The following is a 25,286-nucleotide window of genomic DNA, read 5'->3' as shown; positions in this document are numbered from 1 at the left end:
TTGAACAAGCAGCGCAGAGGCATCGGACAATAGATGACACAGCTGCTGTCAGATATAAAAACGGCGCCCTGTGGGCGCCGTTTTTATTATCGTCCGCGACTGTTATGTCGGATCAGTGGGCCTTGTGTTGCTCGGCCAGATAGAGCCAGGTGTCGACCACGGTATCGGGGTTGAGGGACACCGAATCTATGCCCTGCTCGACCAGCCAGGCGGCGAAGTCCGGGTGATCGGACGGGCCCTGACCGCAGATGCCCACATACTTGCCCGCCTTGCGGGCGGCCTGGATGGCCATGGACAGCAGCGCCTTGACCGCCTCGTTGCGCTCATCGAACAGGTGGGCGATGAGGCCGGAATCCCGGTCCAGTCCGAGTGTGAGCTGGGTCATGTCGTTGGAGCCGATGGAGAAGCCATCGAAGTGCTGCAGGAACTGATCCGCCAACAGGGCGTTGGAGGGCAGCTCGCACATCATGATGACCTTGAGACCACGCTCGCCACGGCGCAGACCGTTCTCCGCCAGGATCTCCACTACCTGCTCCGCTTCCCCCACGGTGCGCACGAAGGGGATCATCACCTCGACGTTGGTCAGGCCCATGCCATCACGCACCCGCTTCATCGCCTCGCACTCCAGGGCGAAGCAGGGGCGGAAGCTGTCGGCGATGTAACGGGAGGCGCCACGGAAACCGATCATGGGATTCTCTTCGTGGGGCTCGTAGTCACGACCGCCCACCAGGTTGGCGTACTCGTTGGACTTGAAGTCCGACATCCGCACTATGACCCGCTCCGGCCAGAAGGCGGCGGCCAGGGTGGCGATGCCTTCGCTCAGCTTGGCCACATAGTATTCACGGGGGCTGTCGTAGCCCGCGATCATCTTGGTGATGGTGGCCTTGAGCTCCGGAGTCTGCTGGTTGAACTCCAGCAGCGCCTTGGGGTGAACGCCGATCATGCGGTTGATGATGAACTCGAGGCGCGCCAGGCCCACGCCGGCGTTGGGCAACTGGGCGAAGTCGAAGGCGCGGTCCGGGTTGCCGACGTTCATCATGATCTTGATGGGCAGGCGCGGCATGTTGCCCACCTCGGTCACCGCCACGTCGAAGTCGAGCTCACCGTCGTAGATGAAGCCGGTGTCCCCTTCGGCACAGGAGACGGTGATGAGCTGGCCCGGCTCGATGCGCTTGGTGGCATCGCCACAGCCCACCACGGCCGGGATCCCCAGCTCACGGGCGATGATGGCGGCGTGACAGGTGCGGCCGCCGCGGTTGGTGACGATGGCGGAGGCCCGTTTCATGATGGGCTCCCAGTCCGGATCCGTCATGTCGGTGACCAGCACGTCGCCGGGCTGCACTTCGTCCATCTGGCTGATGGAGGAGATGACCCGCGCCGGGCCCGAGCCAATCTTGTGGCCGATGGCGCGCCCCTCGATCAGCACCTTGCCGGATTGTTTCAGCGCAAAACGCTCCAGGGTGTTCGCCTCCTGGCGGCTGCGCACCGTCTCGGGGCGGGCCTGGACTATGTAGAGCTGACCGTCCTGACCATCCTTGGCCCACTCGATGTCCATCGGGCGACCGTAGTGCTGCTCGATGATGAGGGCCTGTTTCGCCAGCGCCATCACCTCTTCATCGGTGATGCAGAAGCGGTTGCGCTCGGCATCCAAGGTATCGACGATCTTCACCTGACGGCCGTGACCGGCGTCATCGGAGTAGGTCATCTTGATGAGTTTGGAGCCCAGGGTCTTGCGCACCACGGCGGGGCGACCGGCCTTGAGAGTCGGCTTGTGCACATAGAATTCGTCCGGGTTGACGGCGCCCTGCACCACCATCTCGCCCAGGCCCTGGCTGCCGGTGATGAAGACCACGTCGTTGAAACCGGACTCGGTGTCCAGGGTGAACATGACGCCGGAGGCGGCGAGATCCGAGCGCACCATGCGCTGTATCCCGGCCGAGAGCGCCACGCCCTTGTGGTCATAGCCCTGATGCACCCGATAGGAGATGGCGCGGTCGTTGAACAGGGAGGCAAACACATGCTTGATGGCGGTCATGACGGAATCGATGCCGCGCACGTTGAGGAAGGTCTCCTGCTGGCCGGCGAAGGAGGCGTCCGGCATATCTTCCGCGGTGGCGGAGGATCGCACCGCGAAGGAGGCCTCGAGACCCGCACTCAGCTTGTCATAGGCGGCGCGCACGGCCTGCTCCAGCGCAGGCTGGAATGGTGCGTCCACCACCCAGTCGCGGATCTGCTGGCCGGCCCGGTTGAGGGCGGCGATGTCGTCCACGTCCAGGCTGTCGAGCAAGTCGTGGATCTTGCCGTTGAGGCCGCTTAACTCCAGAAACTCGTTAAACGCAAAGGCGGTGGTCGCGAAGCCGCCCGGCACGGATACACCGGCACCCGCGAGGTTGCTGATCATCTCGCCAAGGGATGCATTCTTGCCGCCGACGCGCTCTACGTCCTGCATACCGAGCTGCTCGTACCAGAGTACGTACTGTTGCATTTGCATGTCTCCAGGTTGGTGGGCCAGGGTGTCAACGCACCTGCTGTGCCAAATCATATGTTTTTGTTGGTGTGTGCTTGCCAACGACCATGAAAACGTTTTCTACTTATTGTCAAAAATATCCCCTGCAAGATTTGGGGATGGCCGTTTGACACAGACATTCTACAATGCCGACACAAAAAGGTAACGACTCAGGTTTGCAAGCGAGTTCACAACTTGGCTACGGCAGACCTGTTGACAAAGGTGATATGGTTTCGAGAGATACTTCTACCTTGCCACCGCACCGAAGCGCATCACAGGAGTCCCCATTGCACACCGTATTCTATGTATCCGACGGCACCGCCATCACCGCCGAGGTGTTCGGTCACGCCGTGTTGAGCCAGTTCCCCCTGGTGTTCGAGCAGGTCACCATCCCCTTCGTAGAGACTCAGGAGAAGGCCCGCCAGGTACGGCTGCGGATCGACGAACAGTTTCGCCAGACCGGGGTGCGCCCCATCCTGTTTCACACCATAGTCGACCCCCAGGTACGCGAAGAGGTGCTCAAGGCCCAGGCCAGCAGCCACGACTTTCTCAACACCTTCGTGAGCCCGCTCGAACAGGAGCTCGGCATCAAGGCCGAGCCCAGGCTGCATCGCACCCATGGCATGGAGAACCGCAAGCTCTACGACGATCGCATCGAGGCGGTGAACTTCGCCCTCAGCAACGACGATGGCATCACCACCAAGGAGTATGACGAGGCGGACATCATCCTCATCGGGGTGTCCCGCTGCGGCAAGACGCCGACCAGCCTCTATCTGGCGCTGCAGTTTGGCATTCGCGCAGCCAACTACCCCTTCATCGAACAGGACATGGGCTCACTCGAGCTGCCTGCGGCCCTCAAGGCCAACCGCCACAAGCTGTTCGGCCTCACCATAGCGCCCCAGCGGCTGCACGAGATCCGCAACCAGCGCCGCGCCAACAGCCGTTATTCGTCCCTTGAGCAGTGCGATCAGGAGCTGGCGAGCGTGGAGCGGCTGTTTCGTCAGGAGGCGATCCACTTCCTCGACACCAGCTCTCACTCGGTGGAGGAGATCAGCGCCAAGATCCTGGAGGCCACCGGCTTGCGCCGTCAACTGTGCTGACAAACATGACATGATTGGTATGAAATTCCAGCAGGAAAGGGTGCGGCAATATAAATGAACAGTAGAGAGGGGCAAAAATAACGCCGACGGGGTGCGTCGGCGTCATTGCCATCATAAATGAGGGCGGGAGCCCGGCTTGTTGAGCTCTTTATTGTTCATCAGCCAGCCATGCAGGGTCAGCAGACCGGGGCCCTTGCGTACCCGCTCACTCAGCCAGCAGGCGGGTACCAGGCCAATGCCCGCGGCCAGTGTCAGCACCATGATGATGTTGGCCACCAGATAATCCGCCCCCTGCCATCCCCAGACGATGAGGCAGGCTGCTGCCATCGTCAGCAACATGGGGGAGAGCCAGAGCCCCAACCAGAGCGCGGCGAACAGCAGCCCCCCGACAATACGTTCGACCATAATGAGTCCTTTCGTGAAGAAGAACGACAATAGGACACGACGATACCGCCATGTCAACCACTCTAAATCCAATCGCCCATAAAACCAGCAATCACTCCCAAAACCCCCGTCTGGATCATAAAAAACCTGCATCGGTCCCAAAAAACGCGCCAATGATGAGGAAAACAGGTGCATGGGCGGTCGATTATCACTATTCTGCTCGGGTTGGTAGCCACCATAAAAAACGATGAGTGGCACACCGTAACGAAATTAATACGGATTTCGTCACGTTTTCGGCACAGTGTGCCGCGCCGGGGCACAGGAAGTGCAAAGGTGGACGGGCGACAGACGAGTGACTTCAGCGACGTAAGGACGGAAGAATGGATCTTCAACAACAGGGCGGAGAGCTGAAACGCGGCCTCAAAAACCGCCACATTCAGCTTATCGCATTGGGCGGTGCCATCGGTACCGGCCTGTTCCTCGGCATTGCCCAGACCATCAAGATGGCGGGTCCCTCGGTGCTGCTCGGCTACGCCATCGGCGGCTTCATCGCCTTCCTCATCATGCGCCAGCTCGGCGAGATGGTGGTGGAAGAGCCGGTAGCCGGCTCCTTCAGCCACTTTGCCTACAAGTATTGGGGTGACTTTGCCGGCTTCGCCTCCGGCTGGAACTACTGGGTACTCTACGTGCTGGTGAGCATGGCCGAGCTGACCGCGGTCGGCATCTACGTGCAGTACTGGTGGCCCGAGATCCCGACCTGGATGTCGGCGGCCTTCTTCTTCGTGCTGATCAACGCCATCAACCTCACCAACGTCAAGGCGTTCGGCGAGATGGAGTTCTGGTTTGCCATCATCAAGGTGGTGGCCATCGTCGGCATGATTGGCTTTGGCGGCTATCTGCTGTTCTCCGGTGGCGCAGGCCCCGAGGCGAGCGTGACCAACCTGTGGGATCAGGGCGGTTTCTTCCCCAACGGCATCAACGGACTGGTGATGGCCATGGCGGTGATCATGTTCTCCTTCGGCGGTCTGGAGCTGGTCGGCATCACGGCGGCAGAAGCCGACGATCCCGAGAAGAGCATTCCCAAGGCCACCAATCAGGTGATCTACCGCATCCTCATCTTCTATATCGGTGCCCTGGCCGTGCTGATGTCCCTCTACCCCTGGGGCAAGGTGGTGGAAGGTGGCAGTCCCTTCGTGATGATCTTCCACGCCCTGGACAGCGACTTGGTGGCCACCGTGCTCAACATCGTCGTGCTGACCGCCGCACTGTCGGTCTACAACAGCTGTGTCTACTGCAACAGCCGCATGCTGTTTGGCCTGGCCAAGCAGGGCAACGGCCCGCGCAGCCTGCTCAAGACCAACAAGAGCGGCGTGCCGCTGGTCGCCCTCTCGGTGTCTGCCGCCGCGACCCTGCTGTGCGTGCTGATCAACTACCTGATGCCGGGCAAGGCCTTTGGTCTGCTGATGGCGCTGGTGGTCTCCGCCCTGGTCATCAACTGGGCCATGATAAGCCTCGCCCACCTCAAGTTCCGCAAGGCCAAGCAGGCCGAAGGGGTAGAGCCCAAGTTCAAGGCGTTCTGGCACCCGTTCGGTAACTACCTCTGCCTCGCCTTCATGGCCGCCATCCTGGTCATCATGTACCTGACCCCGGGCATGGAGATCTCGGTGATGCTGATCCCGGTCTGGTTGATTGTGCTGGCCATCGGCTATCAGTTCAAACTGAAGCGTCGTAGCCCTGTCGCGACCAACCTCGGCTAAGCCTCCGCTCTTCTTACGCAAATGCCGGTCAATGACCGGCATTTTTCATATGGGCACACCGTTGATTCAGGCGGTGATGCCCATCGTTTGTATCCCCTCCCCTGCTCGGCCAGGGTGGCAACCCCAAAGCCTCCATTAGCGGTACTTTCTGCGCCACCAGGCGAGGCAAGCCAGCCCCAGCAACACCAGCGGCGAGCTGGCGCCAGCACCGAAGCCCTCGTCAGTGCTCTTGATCACAGGCACACTCGCGCCATCATCGCTGCTCTGGACGGGCTCGGGCTCGGCCTGGGCAGGGGCCGGACCGGTTCTGGCGACAGTGATGGTGGTTTGAGCGGCATTGACCGCGGTGGCGTTGCCAGCGCGCAGGCCCAGGAGCAGCGTCTTGTCTCCACTGAAGTCCAGGTTTTTGCTGGTGAGTCGCACGGTCTTCACCCAGCTGCCGTCGGCCGTGACCTCGTAGTCGGGGTTGCCCGGATCGAATGTCAGGGTCTGGGTGACATCATCGAAGTAGTTATCGCCGGCTCTGGCGGTGACGCCCTGGGTATAGAGCTCCACCGCGACGGGCTGCGCATACTGGCCCGCTCCCTTCACCCTGACGCTCAGCGTGAGGAAGGGCACCTCCCGGGAGAGGGTGCTGCCACTCACCTGCAGGCTGGCGACACGGCTGCCGTTGATTGGCGCCGTCATCACCGCCGCCCCCGATGCCGCGAATGCGGAGCGGCTGCGGTTGATGCCGTTATAGGTCCAGTCGTCCATGGTCGAGTCGGCCCTGTCGTAGAAGCGTTGCAAAAACAGCTTCTCATCCAGGTACCGAGTGCTGCCAAACAGGTTGGCGTTCGGGACTTGGGGGCTACGGCACATCAAGCGCCCCGACCAGGCACCGTCAGGCTGACAGAGGGCATTTTCCGCTTTGTTGTAAAGGTCTACCCCGCCGAAGAAGTGAAGGAACTCGTGTGCCAGGCTGCCGGGGGCATAGTAGCCGCCGGTGGTGGCAACATTGGTGAGCTTCACCTCCGCATCCATCTGGCCTCTCGCCAGCCCGATGGCATAGCCGTGGAGGAAGCCATCGTGCAGCGTGACCCAGAAATCCGCGCCTGAGCTGCGCCCGGCAAGCCGAATAAGCTCGGCATCTTCGGGGGAGATGCAGGCGGTGTCGTACCCGGGCTCACTGGGCGCCATATTGCCCTTGGCCGCAATCTGTCCGTCCTGGTACAGCACCATAGCGGTATGGGCCAAGCCATCCTGGCACTCAGGATCGGCGGTTTTGTCGCTGAGCACGAGGATCTGGCGCAGGTTGAAGTGGATATCCTCCGGCTTGCCATTCTTGGTGATGCCGGTGTACTTCGACAGGTAGAACTCGTCCACCTTGCCGAGGTTGGCGCGCAGGCCGGCAAACAGCGCCTCGCGACCCTGGCTGTCGGCCATGGCCTGCGGCACCATGAAGTTCACGTCTATGGTGGTGGTTGCCATCGCGGCGCCGGTGGCGAGCAACAGGCTCAGGGCAATCAGGTTTCCTTTCATGTGCTACATCCATGTCAATGATTGTTGAGTAACAATCGAAGCTGTTCGTGGAAATCACGCAGGTCACTGTCGGCAAGCGTCGGCGGGTGCTGCTGGTTGAGCCTCACGCCTGCGCTTAAACACTCACCCCCGGGACGGGCTCGTCTCTTCCTCAAGCCGCTGCTGGGCCAACAGGGCGGCCCCCACGATACCGGCATTGCCGTCCAGCGCCGCCAGGACGAAGCGGGTCTTGCCCCTGAGGTAGGGGTAGAGCTTCTCATCTGTCTGCCGTTGCAACTCATCCCAGAACAGGGCCTGGGAGTTCATCACTCCGCCCCCCATGATGATGATGTCCGGGTTGAGGGTGTGAATGACGTTGGCAATGCCGGTGCTCAGGTTGGCGACGAAACGGGCTCTTGGCTCGGCCTGGGTCAGCAGCGCGGCTGCATCCGCCAATCCCCACGCCCTCGCCTGTTGTCCCAGCGCCGTGCCGCTGGTCAGGCTCTCCAGCGCGCCCCGGTTCAGGCCGTCCCCATGGGGGCCCTCTTCGGAGATGATCATATTGGCAATCTCGCCGGCACAGTTGTGTGCGCCGCTGATCAGCTGCCGCTTGTAGATGAAACCACCGCCGACACCGGTGCTCACCGTGATGTAGAAGACGCTGCTATGGCCTCTGCCCGCCCCGAGCAGGGCTTCCCCCAAGGCGGCACCATTGGCGTCGTTCTCCAACCGTACCGGCAGGCCGAACTCGGCCTCCAGCATCGCCCGAAGCGGGACCGCATCCCAGTCCGGCAAGGTGGGCTGCGCATGGATCACCCCGTTGACCGCATCCAGCGGCCCCGGGGCTATGACCCCTATTCCGGCGACCCGATGCGCCTGTGTCAGGCGTCGGCAGGCGCGCTGCATGTCGGCAACGATGGCCCTGTAACCACGGGCACTGTCGGTCAGCATCCTGAGCTGCTCCAGGATGACGCCCTCCCCCGTGATGGCGGCCACCCGCAACTGGGTGCCCCCCAGATCGATGCCAATGAAAATGTCTGATCCCTGCATCTGTGATCCTCTCGACAATCAAACGAGAAAGAGGAGGCAGTCATCTGCCTCCTCCGTTTATGCACGCTGACAACTCACCCCGTTATTCCGGTTTGGCCAGGAAGCTGTGGAAGCGTCCCATCCAGTACGGCAAGGTGTAGGTGGTCGAGCCTTCGAACGTGGTCGGGCTGCCATAAGCCGGGTTCGGCTTGGTGCCTGTATAGGCGCAGGCCGTGCTGGCATCGTTGTCGAAGCAAGCGGCGTTCTTATCGAGCCACTGATGATACTGGAGCGGCTTGAAGCCCAGGTTGAAGGTACTGTTGTTGAACTTGGTGAGCATGCGCTCATCCAGCGGCAGGGTGGTGTGTGACCCCTCGGCCAGCACCTGATCACGCATGGTCCGGCTATCGACAATGGCGGCATCATTGGTCCGGATGATGGGGTAACGATCCTCACGGGTCGCGGCTTCCGAACCTATACCCGCCTTCCATACATCGGGACGGGCGAAGTCATAGGCACCCCAACGCCTGGTGTCGATCGGGTGGCGGTGCAGCTGCCAGGCGGCCGTCTTCTTCAGGTTGTTACCCGAGGCGTTGGTCAGCTCCGTCTTCGGTTGGCCCAGCTGGCGGACGTAATCGAAGAAGGGGTTCTCCTGGTAACCCATGGAGCGGTACCACTCGTCATAAGCTTCCACGTATTGCTGATGCAGCTCGGTACCTTGCTGTTCGGTGGTGAACAGGATGTACCAGGCCAGCGCCGCCATCTCCTCATCGGAGGTGTTGACCACCTCACGCACCCACTCTTCGACCTGCACCGGATCGTTCGGATCTTCGATGCCGTCACCACACATGCCACCACCGTCGTTGCCGCTGGCAAAGGTGCCGATGGAGGGGGAGTTCTTGGTGTTGTCACCGGTTTCGACGACAGGGGTCGAATCCAGACAGCCGATGGTGGAGGTGTCGGCACCGTACTGGGCACCCGCGAAGGCCGCCCAACGGCTCCAGTACTCCTTGGCCAGGGTCGCGTAGTCATAACCCTGCTTGCTGGCGAGCGCCTGATATTCAGACTCGTAACGCTGCTCGCCGGTGACATAGGCGGCCACCTTCATGCCGGCAACCAGCACCACTGAGTTCAGGGCCGCATCTTCCCATGCGTAATCGTTGTTGAAGTAATCACGGGAGGTCTTGCCCCACTTGGTCGGCTGGCCACTGGCATCCACGAAGTTGTACTCGTTGGCGATCAGTTGGTCGGCCCACTTCTGCATGGTGGTGCGGATCAGATCCTTGGTGGCCTTCTCTTCCGGGTTGCTCTCGTCGAGGATGTCGTAGGCAATGCGGTAGATGAAGAAGTGGCCGATGGACTCGTCGTTACTGGTGTCCGCCTTGTAGAGCACCTGCTCCTCGGTAAAGATGGTTCCCTGATCGTCTTCCATGGCATTCGCGCAATCACTCTGTGTGGCGAAGGCACCGGTACACTGCAGCACGTCCGGGATCGGCAGCTCGGCATTGATCTCGAGGCCGGCCATCTTCTCGCCAACCGGGTTGCAATCCTTGTTGCCGCCCAAATCTGTTGGCACGCCATCGCAGTAGACAAACTTGGCAATTTTCTTGCCGGTCAGATCCCCCTTGGTGCCGAGCTCACCCGCACGCGCCACCGTGTGTCCGCCCGGGAAATAGTTGTTGGCACCGCCTTGCACGTAACCTTCGGTGAAGCCGTTGGTATCGGCCCCCTGGAAGGCATAGGTACGGGCGAAGAAGCCTTCGATGGTGCGGGTCTTGGTGTCATAGTCTGTGTTGGTATCGTTCAGCGCACCGATGGCATAGGGATCGTCGACAAACTGGCTGTCGTCGATCGGCTTCATGTTATAGACCAGACCCACCTTGCCGCCATTGCCTGCCGGCCCGGTCGGCTTGTTGTTGATGGCGTATTCGCCATCCTTGCGCAGCACCAGGGTCTGCAGCTTGTAGCTACCACCGTCAGCCCCCACGATAGGACGGACCTTGGTCTTCACCTCGCCCTTGCGGCCCGAGATGTTGCTCAGCAGCAGATCGAATTTGAGTGCACGCAGCGCCGTCTTGCGAGCGGCTTCGATCTCTCCCTTGTCAGCCCCTTCCCGCTTGAGGGTGGCATAACGCATCAGCTCACCGCCGCCGTACATGGAGGTCCAGAGGCCATCGTTGTCGGTGATCTCCGGGTGCCAGGTACCGGTGCTGCCATCGGGACGATAGCTGGCATCGGACACGGAGCCGCGGCGATCGACCACGCGCTGGGTCACGTCACTCATCAGGCTCGCCTTGGCATCCGGGTTCATGCGCACCATGGCGATGTGGCTCAGGGCGCCGCTGGCGGAGGTGATCCAGATCCCCTTGTTGCCATCAGACATGATCTGGGTGGGCACCTGCGGCACATAGTCCACCGGGGCGTTGACTTCCACCTCACCGGTCATGGAGATGTTCGCTTCGATGGGCAGGTAACGGTTACCCATGAAGTACATCATGCGGTCACGGTTGGTGGCGGTTCTGTCTTCCCGCACGATATAGACGCCTTCACGACCCGGGTTGGTATTTTCCTGGATCAGCCAGCGGATGTTGTCCTGCAGGACTTCGTCGCTACCATCTGCGGCCATCTGGGCACGAATGTCAGCGGCTTCCTGGCTGACATTGGTAGAGGCATAACGGGTGACCTGCTTCTCCAGCAAGATCGGGTTCTTGGCCGGCTTGTCGCCCTGGATCATCACAGTCGGGTTCTGCTTGTTCAGGGTCGGCGTCGCCACCACATTCAGCTTGGCGACGCCCACTACCGTGGTGTTGGTCACAGAGCGGGCGGAGATTTCCACCGCGCCTGTGCTCAGGGCCTTGACCCGGCCAAATTTGTCGACGGTTGCCACCGACTCGTTGGAGCTGGACCAGGTGATACCCTGCTTATGCAGCACCTCTTCGGGGCTGCCCGGATAAGGCAAGGATTCATCGGGGATCAACATGGCTTCGATCGAGCGGGATTGGCCGACGACCAGCTCGGTGTTATTCCAGATCCCCATTTTGATCTTTGCCGGCGCATCGAGATCGAGCACGGGTGCCGGCTCTGAATCCACCACGGAGTTATCGGGTGTAGTGGGATTCGCTGGATTGCTGGGATTATTCGGATTGCTTGGATTACTCGGATTGCTTGGATTACTCGGATTACTTGGATTACTTGGATTACTCGGGTTACTCGGGTTACTCGGGGTATTTGTATCCGCCGAATTACTGTCGTCCTCAGAACAAGCTGACAGGCCGAGCATCGCGGTGATAATAACCACCGCTATTTTGGATTTATTGAAAATTCCATTTTTTTCCATGACAAAGCTCCATTTAAATAATCAAATGTATTCGGGCATCTATTAAGTGGGTGTCAATTAGTTTGACATATTGGCTTCTAGCAAAAGAACGTTAATTACTGTGACGTATAGAGGCTATTTTTCTGACAGCCTCTTATAAACCTGAATCAATTCGCCTATTAATTCGCGGGCGAGCATGGATGTCATCAAATGATCCTGCGCATGCACCATGATAAGGGTCATCTTGGTCTTGCCTTCCCCCTGGTCTTGTTCGATCAATTGGGTTTGCACCAGATGGGCTTCATTCAGTGCGGCTCTGGCCGCCTGCATCACTTCCTCGGCCTGTTCAAAGTTGCCTTGTTTAGCCAATGCCAGTGCTTCATAGGCGCAACTGCGTGCATTGCCGGAATTGATGATCAACCCCATCACCTGTTCTTCCAAATCAGAGGTAGCAGCCTCCGAGGCTGGCAGTTCAATATCAAACATATCCATCTGTTTCCTACTTGTTTAGAAAAACTATTGTGCTTGGTGGGCCTTAATCATAGCGATGGAGGATTTCAGCAGCGCCAGGCCATCCATCTTGCCATAAATCAATGAATCAATAACCGCCATCGGCTTATCCGGGAATTTTAAAGCAAAGTCATTGAGCATATATTTAATTTGCGGACCCAGCAGGATGAGATCGGCTTCCACTCCCTTTTCCAGAATCAATGCTTCGGGAAATGCCTGGATATCTACCGGCACGGCATGTTTGGTTGCGTGCTCCTTCATTTTATTGACCAACAACGAAGTTGACATGCCCGCGGCACAAAACAGATATATTTTCTTGTTCATACGGCACCTGACTTTTGGTATCAATACTCACATACACGTTACTGTTTAATGACTCAGTTTCGCAATCACTTTTTCAAACTGTGGTAAGTGTTTTTGATGGGCTAATAGCATTTCATTCACGATAGTCTTTGCTGATGTATCTGAATGAATCAGCGGACTCAAATTCATGGCCACGATCAGGTCTTGATAATTCCCCGTCAGGGCTGCCTTGCTGGCGGCTATTTCAAAAGACTTGATTGAACTGATCACCCCCAACACCCGCTCGTCAAAATACTCGATATTGGCTTTTGGCTTGGCGCCCTCTTTACTGATGGTGCAGCTAATTTCGATGCACCAGTCATGTGGAATATTTTTGACATGACCGTTATTGCAGATATTCACATAATGCTCGGTGTGACTGTCATTCACGATTGCACTGATGACATCGCAGGCCGCATCAGAATAATAAGCACCGCCACGCTCTTCCAGTTGCTTCGGTTTGATATCCAGCTCGGGGTCCTGATAGAGCTTGAAGAGATCGGCTTCAATCGTCTGTACGACTTCGGCTCGGGTCCCGCCTTTGTAATATTCACCCAGCTCTATCGCCAACATCTCTTTCTCTTTGACGTAATAGCGCAGGTAAGGACAAGGTATCAGCTTCAAACCATTGATAAAGTCCATATCAAAGGGAAGATCGGAGACATTCTTTACCGAGGCCGATTGCTGGTTGCTCTCCCTGGTCACCTCCGCCAGCAGTTGTTCCATCTTAGAATCACCATCGACGAGGAAATCCTGCATGAACACCATGTGATTCAGGCCAAAGAGATCCATATTCACCTCGGCATGCTCATCACAGCGGAGCAACTCCCTGGCAAACATCTTCATGCCAACGGGGACATTACAGACCCCGATGAAGCGGCGGAAATCGGTGTGGCGCTGGACCGCCTCGGTGATCAGACCCGCCGGATTGGTAAAATTGATAAGCCAGGCATTCGGGCACAGCTCTTCAATATCCTTGATGATGGAAAAGACGACCGGGATCGTTCGCAGCGCTTTGAACAGCCCACCGGCACCGTTCGTCTCTTGCCCCAGCACCCCGTGAGAAAGCGGGATCTTTTCATCCTTGGCTCGCGCCTCCAATTGCCCGACGCGAAACTGCGTGGTAACAAAATCGGCACCAGGCAGGGCATCGCGTCTGTCCAGGGTTTGATAAAGCTTGATGGGCAGGCCCGCTTTTTTGATCATCCGCTGGCACAGGTTAAAGATGATGCCCAGCTTTTCTGCCCCTTCGGCCACATCCACCAACCAGAATTCACTGATCGGCATCTCATGATAACGCTTGATGAATCCCTCCATCAGCTCCGGGGTATAACTGCTGCCCCCGCCGATAGTCACCACTTTAATCGCTTTCTGCATATGACCAACCTGATTATCTGTGTAATAAAGTGACGTTATTCAACTCATACTGCCAACTATAATGCTCGGCCAATGTATAGGAGATTGTGTATTCAACCAGTCGGTCCCCTTCATAAGCCGCACGAATTACTTTTACTGCGCAGCTGAGTGCCGATGCATCTAATTTACCGGCCGTATCCAGCAATATAAAACCAGCAGATAATGTTTCAACACCACGATCGAATTTGACTTGATACTCTTGCAGCAACAGCTGATAAAGAGACTGATTGCTTTCTACTTTTCTGTCTAATTCAGGAAACCGCTCGGCACAAAGATAATTGAGTTCTTGAATAGATTTAATACCGTCGACACTGCGCACCCGTTCCAGACAAATAATATGCTCACCTGAAAAACCGCTCAACTCTCCGTGCGCCGGAGTTGTCATCACGTAACAATTAAGAAGCTCGGTAGCCACTTCTTTACCAATTGTCTTCATGTCTTGAGTCAGGCTACCAAATTCAAACGAGTTAATCATCTTATTATTGTTTATATATATTCCCGAACCGTGACGAACGTCAATTATCTTTTCTTCTTTTAATAATGCCAGTGCCTTGCGAATGGTTACCCGGCTTACCGAGAATTGCTGTGCCAATGTTCTCTCATCGGGTAATTTCTGAAAGTCCTTCTCATTGAGAATAAACTCTTTCAGCTGTGCACAGACTTCTTGATAACGGTAACTGGACAAAATCATCTCCTCACATTGACTTCAAGCGACCGGCAAAGTGGGCATAGACATCATCATTATTAAAGCCATCGACGTTCTGACTAGAGAATATCAAGGGCGTACCATGTCGAGCCAATGCCTGCTTTTGCGCTTCCACTACTATGTTGTTGAGCAGGACGACACCTGCCACTGTAGAAAATGCGCCAGTGACTCGGCCGTTGACCAGGCACAAGCCATCTCCACTCGGAACGCAATTATCAAGGACTATGTCTGCCACATCCAACAGTTTTTGCCCCGAAGGATGCAAACTTGGGTAGGCGCTCGACTGCTCTACCGAGGTGATGGCGACCACGCTATGGCCACGCGCCTGCGCTATCTGGGCGAATTCAATCGGCAAGGCGTTGCGTCCCGAATTGGAGACCACGACAATCAAATCACCGGCACTGATGGGTTGCTCTGACCACAGGATGGCCGCCAGTCCCGGCAACTTCTCCAGTTTGGAACTGCGCAGGGCACCGTCACTGGTCGTCACCGTTGAGTCGAGGATTGCATTGATATTGCCAAGCCCCCCGGCACGAATGAACCCTTCCAGGCCGACCATATGAGAATGACCTGTGCCAAGGATATGAATCATGTGGTTGTTCAATATCGCATCGGAAAATAATGAAATGACTTTTTTCATATTGTCAGCATTGCAGCTGATCAAGGTATCAAGCCTGCGCTGCAATAGTTCTACATATTCAAACATAAGTCACCCTGTCGACGATTGACCATAAATATAAGCTCAGGAATTTACCAATACATTATTCTGTATTCCTATGGAGAGGCCCTAGCTATTAAAGCCATAACGCTGACTGCCCCAAGGTTTGCTAATCAATGTTTGTTCAACCTGAATAATGCGCTCATCGGGAAGATCATCGGCCAACACAACATTCGAGCCGACTACGGAACGACAGCCAACCTTCACACCGGGCATGATGACGGTATTCACCCCGGTGCGGGTAAAATCCCCCATGTAGACGACATTACTGTAATGATGAGGCGTCACTCGCTTTTGATTGATGAGATGGCTGGTCTTGGCATCGTCATACCGCAGCGTACCGAACACTGTGCCGGCACCTATATCCACATTGCGACCGAGTACCCCGGCAATCTCACAGTTATGATACAGATAGGTGCTCTCGAAAATAACACCCGCCAACTCGGCGCAGTGACCAATGATGGCCTGATTACCCACCGTCGTCTCATCGGCCAGCTTGCAATACTCCTTGATGGTCGCACCATGACCGATAACCACGTTCTGGCCTATGATGGCGCCGTCTGTTATCTGACAATGATCGCCGACAATCGCATTGCCCTGGAAAATAACCCCGTCACCAATATGACTGTGCTGGCCGAGCTTGATGTGCCCGCGGATCACGGCACGGGGCGAGACGGTGGCACTCGGTGCGATCTCGCTCGCGCTCAGTTGCTGACAGCGCTGACGATTGAGATAGCCGTTGACCTCCAGAATATTCCAGGGGTAGTCGAGGTTGAAGCTGGGTTGGTCGCAATGGATAAAGTCGACGGCAACCTGCTGCGCCCAGCCAACCAGGGCTGACTCCAGAAATTTCTCGCTCGAAGGCATCATGCCAACCTGAACATGGTCATAGATTTCTGTTGTGTAAGGCAGTGCCGCACTGAAAAAATCGGCACTCAGCTTATAGGCGACTATCTCGCAATCGAAACCCTCCCGCCGTGGGTGCGCCAACAACTTGAAATCCTGCTCGGCATTGAAACACAACCGATCTGAGCGCTCCTCGGTACGCAATTTTCTCAGCAAGACGGCGTTGGCAGAGGGGCTGTTGATCAGCCGCGCCAGATCTTCCGCCTCAATGAGACAATCCCCGGGGATCACCAGCACCGTATCGGTCACAGGGTTGTGCTGCTGATACCCCAGCAAGGCCTCGACTATATCCTTGGCCCCGGCCACCGAGTGGATGCGGGTCGCAGACGCTGCCTTATTGTGGTGAACAAACTGGGCGAGTTGGCCTTCATGCGCATCGGCAAGTATGGTCACCTCATTGACCCCGGCGGCAGCCAAGGCCTGCTGCAACCAATAGAGGATCGGCATATTACTGACGGCCAGCATGGATTTGCTTCTTATCTCGGTAAATGGCCATAACCTGGTGCCCTTTCCTGCCGTAACCACGATTGCCTGCATGATGCCTTACCCCGTTTATTCGCAGACGTTAAGCCCGATGACTCAACGTCTGCCGCTGATCCACTTAGAAGGAGAGTGCTGCCTTTTCGTCTTCTTCCGGCGTCTCTTGCGTCACCATTTTTTCATTGGCGAGGCAGATGCTGTCCCATTTCTTCATGAAGGGGTAGTAGATGGCCATGGCTGCCAACAGGTTTATCAGCTGCATCACGGCACCCGAGATATGCCCCCCCGTGGAGAGGTAACCACCGATGAAGATGGGGGTTGTCCAAGGCACCGAAATACCTGCCGGCAGCGCTACTAGGCCACTGGCCATGCCGATATAGGTCAGGGTCAGGCCAACAACCGGCGCCAGTATGAAGGGAATGACCATGATGGGGTTGAGCACCACGGGCAGACCAAACATGATGGGTTCGGAGATGTTGAACAGCGATGAAGGCAGGCCCAGTTTGCCGATGGAGCGGCACTGTTCACTGCGGGCGCGGAAGGCCAGCAACAGCACCAGTGCCATCATGCTGCCAGAACCACCAAAGTTCAGGAAAATGGAGTTGGTCTGATCGGTGATGATGTTTTTGATTTCGGTACCGGCCTGGAAGGCGATCCGGTTCTCATCGGTGAAGACCAGCCAGATGGGCAGCATAATGCTGGAGACGATATTGCTGCCATGGATACCCACGGCCCACAACGCATGCTCCATCGTGGTGGCCACCAAGGCGCCGATATAACTGCCGCCAATCAACTTGAGCGGGGCCGTCAGGATGTTCTCGATGATGGTGTGCAAATTGCCAAGATCAGCCGCTTCGATGGCCAGACGCACCAGCCACAGCGAGGTCAGCACAACGAACGCCGGGATCAGGGCCGCGAAGGATTTCAACACCGCGGGCGGGACGGAATCGGGCAATTTGAAACTGATGTTCCTGACCATCAACCACCGATAGACCTCGGTTGCATAGATGGCGATGAGGATCCCCAGGAACATGCCGGCACTACCCATGTAGGCCAGGTTGATGCCACTGACACTGATCTCCTCACCGGTTGCCTCTATGGTGTGGGTAATGTTGTAGGGCGTGACGAGCATATAGGCGGCCAGCGCAACGGCGGCGGCGATAATGGGATCGAGCTGGGTATATTTCTGTGCCAGACGATAGGCCACCCCCAAGGTGGCAAAGATGGCAATCAGATCATAGGTTGCACCGACCGGCAGCAGCAGTTTGTCCATCAGACCGCTCTCGGTCATGTACTCTTCGTAGCCGGGGAACGGCAGGAAAGCCAGGATCAAAAACAGCGAGCCAATGATCATGAAGGGCATGACCAGTGCCATCCCATCGCGGATAGCGATCAGATGACGGTTATTTCCCAACCGCTGAGCCAGCGGCATCACATATTTTTCAATTGGATCTTTCGTATTGGCATTATTCATAGCATCCCTCGCCATATATCAACGCAACAGAATTGTTTAAATACGCCTGATAACAGGCTCCATTTCAAAAAGCATTTAATGACATTAATTAACGGCGCAATCCTATCCGGCGATAGGTGTGCCGTTTGCCACGAATGGCGATTGAGCAATATTTGATGTTCTCCGGGTCGGCAATACCGGCAAAGCCCGCATCACCGATGTGAATAATATCTGCGCCGGCCACCTTGGAATTAAGTGCAATTTGCTCGACGACCGCTCTGTCGGCGCCTTCCTGAGAGGTTCCCATGGCACATAAGGCCAGCTTGCCGGCACCATGAATAACCTCTATCAGCGCCTTGGCGGTTTCTGGTGTCATGCCTGGGGTGGTGTAAGGTGCCGGGATCATGATGATGTCGGCCCCCGCCTGGCAATATTTGAGCAGCGCGTCAGCCGCAACCTCTGTGCCTGTACCGGCGCCATGCATCTTGCCGGCAATGATCAGCAATTGATTGTCAGCCACCGCCTTGGCCATGCGAATGGCGTCGATGATCCCCTCTTCGGTGATCATGGTATTGGGATTACCGGTGATGACGACATAATTCAGACCCAGGGCCACCGCCTGTTTGATGTTGTCTGCCGATACCCGAAAACCGGCCGGATACTTAATGTCTTGCGGCACGGGTTCCAGGTTGCAGCCAATAAAACGACTCGATACCAGCTTTAAATCCTGCACCACCCGATTCAGGCTCGCTTGCTGGCGAATGAAGCTGGCGTGTTGCTCATAGCGGGTGGCGAGGCAGGCATCGTCGTCGACCGCTTCGTCATACAGACCTTCGACAAAGGGTTGGCCCAGGTCAAAGGTGTTGAGGGTGATCATGTCTGCGCCAAACGATGCCGCCAGCTCTGGATTGCTCACCCCCTCGGAGAAGGGCTGGCAGCTCACCACCGTCTCGGCCATCAGGGTCCGCCCCTCGCTATGCCGGATCATCTGCAGCAGCTGCTCCGGCGTCGTCGCCAGGACATCGGCGCTGAGGACTTCAAACATTCGCTTCATAAAGACTCCAACCACATCGCAGATGAATACCAATTGGTCGCAAAATAACAAAGACCACTTTTGGTATCTACCACAATTTCACCGAAATGTGAGGGCGATTGCAAAACCCCTCCAAACCCATGATTCAGATGATACTCAGTCATCTGCATCACCACTTCCATGCCCGCCAGATCCCTGTCACACCGCGCTGAACAACCAATAACACCCCTTATATGGATATTTATATCAACAAACAAGATCTATTTTTATATCAATAAAATCAACATATTATGAAATTTCCGATCGAGTACAACCAAGCGTGACAGCACTATCTGTTACCACCTGGATTCATCAGAACCTTGCTGGAGAATGCCCTTCTCCATCACTTTCCATGGTTTTTCATCGGATGAGATGTGGCTTTCGTTCGAAAACAAGTCCCTGACTGTGATTGTGCTCACGATTATGTAACAGAGTGTTTCAATGAAAATATTGGTCTGGTATGTTGATACCAATCCGGAGGGGGAGGCAAAAGAATGAGTCCGAACCTTGAGGTCAGGATACCGATATACGGTGCTCAATCGGCCGTTCACGGGTCTAGGTTGCTGCCTTTGCCAAGGCTGGGTGAGTCACATAACTAATGATAGGGATTTAGAGTTATGAAAAAATCGATCTGTTACACCATGGTTGCCGCCGCACTCGCCCTCGGGGCAACGAATAGCATGGCGGCCGAGGGGACAACGACCGCTGACGTTCTGGCCACTGCAGCCAAGAACATTGATTTTTTTGGTTATTTTAGAGCCGGTGTTGCGGGTGGTGCCGATGGCAGCATGGAAAACAACATTGGCGGCGACTCTTTCGAGAAAAATAAAATAGGCCGTATCGGCAACGAGTTTGATAACTACGCCGAGATCGGTTTCGGAACCGAGCTGTATAACGAAAATGATCGCTCCGTCTATGTACAGACCATGTTCAACATGTGGGACGGCGATACCAACAGCAACGCCGACGATAGCCCCTTCGGCTGGGAAAACATGAACATGCAGTTGCGCAACTTCATGGGCCAGGGCGAAACCGCATGGGCGGGTATCCGCCAATACAAGAGCAATTACTACATCGATATGACCGACCACTATTACTGGGGTCAGACCACAGTGGGTGCCGGTGTAGAGGATATTAAAGTTGGTCCGGGCAACCTCTCCCTCGCCGTGCTGCATCGGGATCTCGATGGCGTCATTCACAATCCGAGCATCGACTCTGAAGAAGGAGCCCTGGAAGGCACCCTCATCGACGCCATGAACTACGAGATCCTCTATGACAATCTCCCTGTCTGGGACAAAGGCACGCTGGCAATGGGCTACAGGTTCCTCCATGCCGACCCCACCGACGCCCAAATCGACAATCCGGAACTGGGTGAACATGATTACGCCGATGGCCATGCCTTCCTGGTGGAACTCAAACAGGAAATTGGCGAATCTGGCTATAACCGCACCGTGCTGCAGTACTATTTGGATGGCTCGGCCCTGCAAGGCGTCCAATTTGGTGCAGCCGATGTGCTGAACGGGGAAGTGAAAGACGGTTCAGGGTTTGCCATCCGCAACTTTGGCGCCATCCCGCTCTCTGCTGATTGGGACTTTACCCATGTGCTCACTTATGCCGAGGCCGACAGCGTCGAGCAGTGGAATGGTGACGAGGGTGATGGCTCCAGCATGGCCGTCAACGCCGGTGTGGTTTATCACTGGTCGGATATCACCCGCACCTATCTCGACGTTGGGTACTTCCAGGACGACAAGAGCGTCAACAGTATCGACTATGACCGCAGCGGTTCCAAAGTCACACTCGCCCAAGCGTTGTCCTTTGGCCGTGGCGAGCCAGAGTTGCGTGTCTACACCTCCTATCTGGACAGCGACAACAGCAACTGGGACGACACCACTCATAGCTTCGAAGGCCATAACAGCGACGATACCTGGGCTGTCGGCGCCATGGTCAATGTGTGGTGGTAAGCACCGTAAGTTGAAATAAACCCGGATCTCTTTCCACAACAGTGGTTCGATGGATTCCCTTACGATAACCCTGCATAAATTGCATTCATCACCAGGGAGAACACATATGAACCACACAATTAGCCCGATGGGCCACCTGAGGGTGTAACCTGGCATCGACACGGAGAGGAGATCCACAGGATCCGATAGTAACACTAGGATCAACATCATGGCCCCCGTTACAGAGCGGGGGCTTTTTTGCTCATGCCCGGCTTTGTGCCCCGGATTGTGGTAGCAGGTCATTCACCACAAAATGTGGAATAGCTACGTTCTCTGTCCAAGCACCCTTCGCCGTCCCTTTGCTTTTTAAGCATAGATAGCTCGTCGTGCAGCAAGATCTGGCTATCCGCTTTTTATTGCCGGCGACAGCGGGTTATCCCTATCCTGCAGCAATGGCTTTCTGGCCCGTTCACATGACGTTGGGCAGATCGTCGGCCTCCTCCCCCGTCGTATCAAGCCAAGAGACCATAGTTGTTAAAAACAACAAACCCGGGGTATCAGCCCCGGGTTTTGTTTTAAAAACCATGATGAAACAGGGCCAAGTAGCCATTCCGTTATTCCAGCAGGAACACGGCTTCCACATTGTCCGTGATGCTGATCTGCTGTTGTTGGTAGCTGTTTTCCACCATATCGGCGGCAGGGGCCGCGGCGGCCTTCATGGCCCGGCTGTAGACCGGCATGGGAGAGTTGTTGCGGTACTCGACGCTGTAAACCTTGCCAAGCTTCATGCCAAACGCCTTGGCCAAAGACTCAGCCTTGTTGGTGGCATCGGCTACCGCGCCAAGACGGGCCTGCTCCTTGATGACCTGCGGTGACTTGAGGCCGTACTCAATCTGGGAGACGGACTCCAGCCCCGCCTTGAGGGCGGTGTCCATCAGCTGGCTCAGCTTGTCGAGCTGATAGAGTTTGACGGAGAGCTGGCGCTGGGCACGGTAGCCCACCATCTCGGGCTGCTTGTTCTGGGGATATTGATACTCGGGGGAGATCACCAGGTTACCGGCCTCCACATCGCTGCGCTCGATGCCGAGACTCTCCAGTTGGCCAAAGAAGGCGGCCACCTTGGTATCGACCTGCTGTTTGGCCTTGATGCCCTGTTTCTCCAGGGCCGTGACCGAGACATTGAGCGTCAGCATATCGGGTTCGGCCTTCTGTTCGGCGTAGCCACTGACTACCAGATGAGGGGCCTGAGGCACCTCAATGGCGAGCAAGGGGGCACTGATGACCAGCGCAGACAGGGTAAGAAGGGGACGCCACATAGAAAAAACCTCCATCAATTTGATGGAGGTCATTATGCCCGTCGTCGAATGAGATTCATATATCGTGCAACGGGGGGATATGTTCCAACACCTGATTGGTCATGTCGATGTTGATACTGATCTCGCCGTCCAGCGGACTGCCACGGCTCGCGAGCACGGGCGCAGGTCCCTGAGCTCCCAGCAGCGAGTCATCCTCGAAATGAAAGGAGTCCCACGACAGAACATGACCCTGGGGAGGGGACATGGGCTCAGTTGCCGTCACCACCGCCAGCGAACTCCAGTCAAAATCGTCCTCTTGGCTGAGCAGCCCCTGCAGGGCGCCGTCGCTCAGGCTCTGCAACGAGTATTCCTGTTGCCCCTGTTCATGGCCAACCAGCACCATCATGTGGGGCAAGGGAGCATCCTCCGTCGGGGTGAAGCTGATATGGGATGCGGCAAAGTCCACATTGAGCCGCCCCGCTACCTCACCATCCTCGTTCTCCAGATCGAGGGCACTTATCTTGTCGCCCTGCATAGTGGCCTGATAGCCAAAACGGCCGGTGCAGATGATGCAGTCCTGCCCGTCCCAGCTGTAGCGAATGCCATCGATGTCGACCCAGTTGAATGACTGCATGGTGACTCTACTCCTGATACTGCCGCTATCTTAGCCGTCCTCGCCATCAAAGAACAGGGACCGGGCATGCCCGGTCCCCATGGTTTGATTATGGATCAACCTTGAGGTTGCCGTTGGTGAGCAGGTTATTGATGATATCTACCTCGGAGCCTCCAAGCGTTGTCAGATTCACACCATTAAAGTTGATGGTATGGGTCGTGCCACCACTAACCCCATCTAGATCAACGGTCAATATGGACTTATTAGAGACCGAATCATAGGCAAAGTTAAGATACGAATCCAGCGACGCTCCAGTCGCATGTTCTCCCGTCAACATGCTACTCAAATCGAGCACATCACTATTTGCCCCTGTTCCTGTCGTGAAGTCGGTGATGGTATCTGTACCGCCAGCATCCCCCGCCATCCACTTGAAGGTATCCTTGCCAACGCCCCCCGTCATAGTGTCACTCCCAGTGCCACCAATCAGCAAATCGTCGCCGCCACCACCGTTCAGGATATCGTCGCCGGCCAAGCCACTGAGGATATTGGCTCCATTGCCGGTGGTCAGAGTATCGTTGGAACTGGATCCGATCAGATTCTCAATCGAGCTAAGGCTGTCTCCTGCAGCCCCTCCTCCAACAAGTGTGCTATTACCGCTGTCGTTCAGCGCTACCGTTACTCCAGAAGCAGAGTCGATATAGGTCGCTGTATCATTTCCATTTCCACCATTCAAGATGTCGCTGCCAGCCCCACCGGCGAGGATGTCGTTACCCTCGCCTCCATTCAGTGCATCGTTGCCGGCACCACCGAGCAGGATGTCATTGCCGGCATTGCCGTTGATGGTGTCATTGCCTGAACCACCAATCAGGATCTCGTCGAGATAGCCCCCGGTGAGCGTCGAGCCACTCTGCACATCCACGAATACCTTGGCCGTATCCGTTGTCGTGCTATTGATGTAGTTGAACGACCCCTCATAGGTATTGGGCGTGATATTGCCAGACGTATCATCAAATGTTACTGAGCCCACGTTGTCAGTCACTGTGCCACTCACGGCCCCAGAAACTCCAGTGATCGTCTGGGTCGCAGCCAGCGGCCCGGTGTCATTGGCCAGCAAAGCCCAATCCGGGATGGTTGACGGATCCTGATTGGTGACGATGAAGTCATCGCGTACCACTGTGGGTCCGATCGCCGGGTTGACGATAAGAGACAAGGTATTGGACGCGGTATCTCCATCGTTATCGATCACGCTGTAACCGATGACCTGGCTGATCCCTCCCACCGGGATGGAAGAGGGCGGCGTATAGGTATACAGACCGTTGTCCATGTCAATCTTGAAGGTGCCACCGGCCACCGTGATTGACCATTCGTTGGTGATCGTATTGAAGGTACCAGCCGAGGCCCCACCGCTGAAACCAGACACATCGGTCTTCTGGTTATAGGTATAAGTGACGCCTGCAACCGTAATGGCATTGATCCAACCGCCATCTGCCCCCGTGCTCGCCGTCACGCCATCGATCAGTTGTCCGGACAGAGGCGGAGCTACCACTGTGCTGAGCAATGTGGCCGCCAACTGACTGAAGTCAGTCACAATGATCGATGTTGTATTCACCTCACTGACACCGTTATAGGCGATAGGATCGAGCGCCGATGCGGTAGAGCCTGACCCCATACCAAGTGAGAATGAGTTGATGTCATTCGCCTTCAGGAAGTCAGCCCAATCTTTGGCCTCATTCGTCAGAGTCGAGCCATCGCCATCAATGCCGTCACCTCCTCCCAGGGAGTTGTTGCCATCAGGGACCGTCGCAGAAGATCCACTCAATGCACTCTCATTGGGTTCACCATCCGACATGAAGTAGGACACATTCTGGGCACCGGCTAATTTTCCGGTATCGCCAAACGCCTTGATGGCCTCATTGAGTGCATCGTCATAGTTTGTTGCGTCTGTCGGCGACAACCCGAGGATGATTGCCTTGGCTGCGTCGACGCTTACCCAGACCCCTGTGGGGTTGGCCGCTGATGTGGCAAATGTCACGATATTGACCATGACGGTGCCATAGGCACTGTATTTGTCGAGCAGCTCAAGAGCTGACTTCTGCATGACCTGCATCCGGGTCATGCCTTGATACCCCGATGAATTGCCCATACTGCCGGAGATATCGAGGATCAACATCAGGTTCGTGTTCTGTACCTGAGTGGCCTGGCCCGCATTGGTCACTGCATTTGCACTCGGGCCGTCGTCCTTG

20 protein-coding genes are annotated in these 25,286 nt (G+C 56.3%); 4 read left to right on the top strand and 16 right to left on the bottom strand.

All coding sequences use genetic code 11. From position 1 onward, the window contains the following. Positions 1-112: 112 nt before the first annotated feature. The gene (ppsA, locus tag BN1124_RS07420) at positions 113-2,485 is read right to left on the bottom strand and encodes a phosphoenolpyruvate synthase (RefSeq protein WP_042640494.1); all 2,373 of its coding nucleotides are present in this window, start codon (positions 2,483-2,485) and stop codon (positions 113-115) included. Between the two features lie 308 nt (positions 2,486-2,793). Here ppsA and ppsR point away from each other — a divergent pair, with 308 nt between their 5' ends. After that, positions 2,794-3,606 carry a posphoenolpyruvate synthetase regulatory kinase/phosphorylase PpsR gene (ppsR, locus tag BN1124_RS07415; protein WP_042640492.1) on the top strand — a complete coding sequence of 271 codons (813 nt, stop codon included), beginning with the start codon at positions 2,794-2,796 and terminating at the stop codon, positions 3,604-3,606. 111 nt (positions 3,607-3,717) lie between these two features. On the opposite strand, the gene BN1124_RS07410 is transcribed toward ppsR, so the two are convergent. After that, positions 3,718-4,011 carry a hypothetical protein gene (locus tag BN1124_RS07410; protein WP_042640490.1) on the bottom strand — a complete coding sequence of 98 codons (294 nt, stop codon included), beginning with the start codon at positions 4,009-4,011 and terminating at the stop codon, positions 3,718-3,720. 359 nt (positions 4,012-4,370) lie between these two features. Between BN1124_RS07410 and BN1124_RS07405 the strand changes: the two genes are divergently transcribed. After that, positions 4,371-5,747 (top strand): amino acid permease, encoded by a 1,377-nt coding sequence (locus BN1124_RS07405; protein WP_042640488.1) that lies wholly within the window; start codon positions 4,371-4,373, stop codon positions 5,745-5,747. 135 nt (positions 5,748-5,882) lie between these two features. Here BN1124_RS07405 and BN1124_RS07400 read toward each other — a convergent pair whose 3' ends face one another. From BN1124_RS07400 to BN1124_RS07390, 3 genes are all read right to left on the bottom strand, one after another. Next, positions 5,883-7,268, bottom strand: coding sequence for an SVAGG family GlyGly-CTERM protein (locus BN1124_RS07400; protein WP_042640486.1), 1,386 nt, complete (start codon positions 7,266-7,268; stop codon positions 5,883-5,885). Between the two features lie 123 nt (positions 7,269-7,391). After that, positions 7,392-8,297: an ROK family protein gene (locus BN1124_RS07395; protein WP_042640484.1), complete on the bottom strand. Its 906-nt coding sequence runs from the start codon at positions 8,295-8,297 to the stop codon at positions 7,392-7,394. An 82-nt stretch (positions 8,298-8,379) separates the two neighbouring features. Beyond that, positions 8,380-11,256, bottom strand: coding sequence for an Ig-like domain-containing protein (locus BN1124_RS07390; RefSeq protein WP_197066185.1), 2,877 nt, complete (start codon positions 11,254-11,256; stop codon positions 8,380-8,382). Between BN1124_RS07390 and BN1124_RS21525 the strand changes: the two genes are divergently transcribed. Further along, positions 11,255-11,659, top strand: coding sequence for a hypothetical protein (locus BN1124_RS21525; RefSeq protein WP_197066184.1), 405 nt, complete (start codon positions 11,255-11,257; stop codon positions 11,657-11,659). The two genes, BN1124_RS07390 and BN1124_RS21525, sit on opposite strands and share 2 nt — an antisense overlap. 68 nt (positions 11,660-11,727) lie before the next feature. Here the strand turns inward: BN1124_RS21525 and chbA are convergent, their stop codons facing one another. The 8 genes from chbA to BN1124_RS07350 form a co-directional block, all read right to left on the bottom strand. Continuing rightward, entirely contained in the window at positions 11,728-12,078 is a 351-nt protein-coding gene (chbA, locus tag BN1124_RS07385) for a PTS N,N'-diacetylchitobiose transporter subunit IIA (RefSeq protein ID WP_042640915.1), read from the bottom strand. A gap of 30 nt (positions 12,079-12,108) precedes the next feature. Then, a complete protein-coding gene (locus BN1124_RS07380; RefSeq protein ID WP_042640480.1) occupies positions 12,109-12,426 on the bottom strand; it encodes a PTS sugar transporter subunit IIB in 318 nt (105 codons plus the stop codon). A 45-nt stretch (positions 12,427-12,471) separates the two neighbouring features. Further along, the gene (locus BN1124_RS07375) at positions 12,472-13,821 is read right to left on the bottom strand and encodes a 6-phospho-beta-glucosidase (protein WP_042640478.1); all 1,350 of its coding nucleotides are present in this window, start codon (positions 13,819-13,821) and stop codon (positions 12,472-12,474) included. 13 nt (positions 13,822-13,834) lie between these two features. Next, complete coding sequence (locus BN1124_RS07370; RefSeq protein WP_197066183.1) at positions 13,835-14,545, bottom strand: GntR family transcriptional regulator; 711 nt, start codon at positions 14,543-14,545, stop codon at positions 13,835-13,837. A 10-nt stretch (positions 14,546-14,555) separates the two neighbouring features. Continuing rightward, positions 14,556-15,272, bottom strand: a complete 717-nt coding sequence (locus tag BN1124_RS07365) for a sugar isomerase domain-containing protein (protein WP_042640474.1) — start codon at positions 15,270-15,272, stop codon at positions 14,556-14,558. Positions 15,273-15,353: 81 nt separating this feature from the next. Then, on the bottom strand, positions 15,354-16,727 hold the full coding sequence (locus BN1124_RS07360; protein WP_082041480.1) for a nucleotidyltransferase family protein: 1,374 nt from the start codon (positions 16,725-16,727) through the stop codon (positions 15,354-15,356). A 64-nt stretch (positions 16,728-16,791) separates the two neighbouring features. Then, complete coding sequence (celB, locus tag BN1124_RS07355) at positions 16,792-18,102, bottom strand: PTS cellobiose transporter subunit IIC (protein WP_197066182.1); 1,311 nt, start codon at positions 18,100-18,102, stop codon at positions 16,792-16,794. 130 nt (positions 18,103-18,232) lie between these two features. Beyond that, positions 18,233-19,177: a DUF7916 family protein gene (locus tag BN1124_RS07350; RefSeq protein WP_042640468.1), complete on the bottom strand. Its 945-nt coding sequence runs from the start codon at positions 19,175-19,177 to the stop codon at positions 18,233-18,235. Between the two features lie 635 nt (positions 19,178-19,812). On the opposite strand from BN1124_RS07350, the gene BN1124_RS07345 reads away from it, so the two are divergent. Next, on the top strand, positions 19,813-21,156 hold the full coding sequence (locus tag BN1124_RS07345) for a carbohydrate porin (RefSeq protein ID WP_042640466.1): 1,344 nt from the start codon (positions 19,813-19,815) through the stop codon (positions 21,154-21,156). A 593-nt stretch (positions 21,157-21,749) separates the two neighbouring features. On the opposite strand, the gene BN1124_RS07340 is transcribed toward BN1124_RS07345, so the two are convergent. The 3 genes from BN1124_RS07340 to BN1124_RS07330 form a co-directional block, all read right to left on the bottom strand. Beyond that, complete coding sequence (locus tag BN1124_RS07340) at positions 21,750-22,451, bottom strand: SIMPL domain-containing protein (protein ID WP_042640464.1); 702 nt, start codon at positions 22,449-22,451, stop codon at positions 21,750-21,752. A 55-nt stretch (positions 22,452-22,506) separates the two neighbouring features. Next, the gene (locus BN1124_RS07335) at positions 22,507-23,064 is read right to left on the bottom strand and encodes a hypothetical protein (RefSeq protein ID WP_042640462.1); all 558 of its coding nucleotides are present in this window, start codon (positions 23,062-23,064) and stop codon (positions 22,507-22,509) included. Positions 23,065-23,152: 88 nt separating this feature from the next. Next, the coding region (locus BN1124_RS07330; RefSeq protein ID WP_197066181.1) for a type I secretion C-terminal target domain-containing protein at positions 23,153-25,286 on the bottom strand (2,134 nt) is incomplete at its 5' end.

Source organism: Aeromonas eucrenophila (genome assembly GCF_000819865.1).
Taxonomy (GTDB): Bacteria; Pseudomonadota; Gammaproteobacteria; order Enterobacterales; family Aeromonadaceae; genus Aeromonas; species Aeromonas eucrenophila.
Note: the sequence above shows the minus strand (reverse complement) of the source record. Positions and strands in the feature narration are given on the sequence as shown.

Excerpts from the sequence above, each read along its gene's own strand:
- BN1124_RS07390 (WP_197066185.1), bottom strand. The coding sequence starts at position 11,256 with ATGTTGATCCCCGATGAATCCTTGCCTTATCCGGGCAGCCCCGAAGAG.
- BN1124_RS07375 (WP_042640478.1), bottom strand. The coding sequence starts at position 13,821 with ATGCAGAAAGCGATTAAAGTGGTGACTATCGGCGGGGGCAGCAGTTAT.
- BN1124_RS07400 (WP_042640486.1), bottom strand. The coding sequence starts at position 7,268 with ATGAAAGGAAACCTGATTGCCCTGAGCCTGTTGCTCGCCACCGGCGCC.
- BN1124_RS07345 (WP_042640466.1), top strand. The coding sequence starts at position 19,813 with ATGAAAAAATCGATCTGTTACACCATGGTTGCCGCCGCACTCGCCCTC.
- BN1124_RS07340 (WP_042640464.1), bottom strand. The coding sequence starts at position 22,451 with ATGTGGCGTCCCCTTCTTACCCTGTCTGCGCTGGTCATCAGTGCCCCC.
- BN1124_RS07365 (WP_042640474.1), bottom strand. The coding sequence starts at position 15,272 with ATGTTTGAATATGTAGAACTATTGCAGCGCAGGCTTGATACCTTGATC.
- BN1124_RS07395 (WP_042640484.1), bottom strand. The coding sequence starts at position 8,297 with ATGCAGGGATCAGACATTTTCATTGGCATCGATCTGGGGGGCACCCAG.
- chbA (WP_042640915.1), bottom strand. The coding sequence starts at position 12,078 with ATGTTTGATATTGAACTGCCAGCCTCGGAGGCTGCTACCTCTGATTTG.
- BN1124_RS07405 (WP_042640488.1), top strand. The coding sequence starts at position 4,371 with ATGGATCTTCAACAACAGGGCGGAGAGCTGAAACGCGGCCTCAAAAAC.
- BN1124_RS07380 (WP_042640480.1), bottom strand. The coding sequence starts at position 12,426 with ATGAACAAGAAAATATATCTGTTTTGTGCCGCGGGCATGTCAACTTCG.
- BN1124_RS07335 (WP_042640462.1), bottom strand. The coding sequence starts at position 23,064 with ATGCAGTCATTCAACTGGGTCGACATCGATGGCATTCGCTACAGCTGG.
- BN1124_RS07410 (WP_042640490.1), bottom strand. The coding sequence starts at position 4,011 with ATGGTCGAACGTATTGTCGGGGGGCTGCTGTTCGCCGCGCTCTGGTTG.
- BN1124_RS21525 (WP_197066184.1), top strand. The coding sequence starts at position 11,255 with ATGGCTTCGATCGAGCGGGATTGGCCGACGACCAGCTCGGTGTTATTC.
- ppsA (WP_042640494.1), bottom strand. The coding sequence starts at position 2,485 with ATGCAACAGTACGTACTCTGGTACGAGCAGCTCGGTATGCAGGACGTA.
- BN1124_RS07360 (WP_082041480.1), bottom strand. The coding sequence starts at position 16,727 with ATGCAGGCAATCGTGGTTACGGCAGGAAAGGGCACCAGGTTATGGCCA.
- celB (WP_197066182.1), bottom strand. The coding sequence starts at position 18,102 with ATGCCGCTGGCTCAGCGGTTGGGAAATAACCGTCATCTGATCGCTATC.
- BN1124_RS07350 (WP_042640468.1), bottom strand. The coding sequence starts at position 19,177 with ATGAAGCGAATGTTTGAAGTCCTCAGCGCCGATGTCCTGGCGACGACG.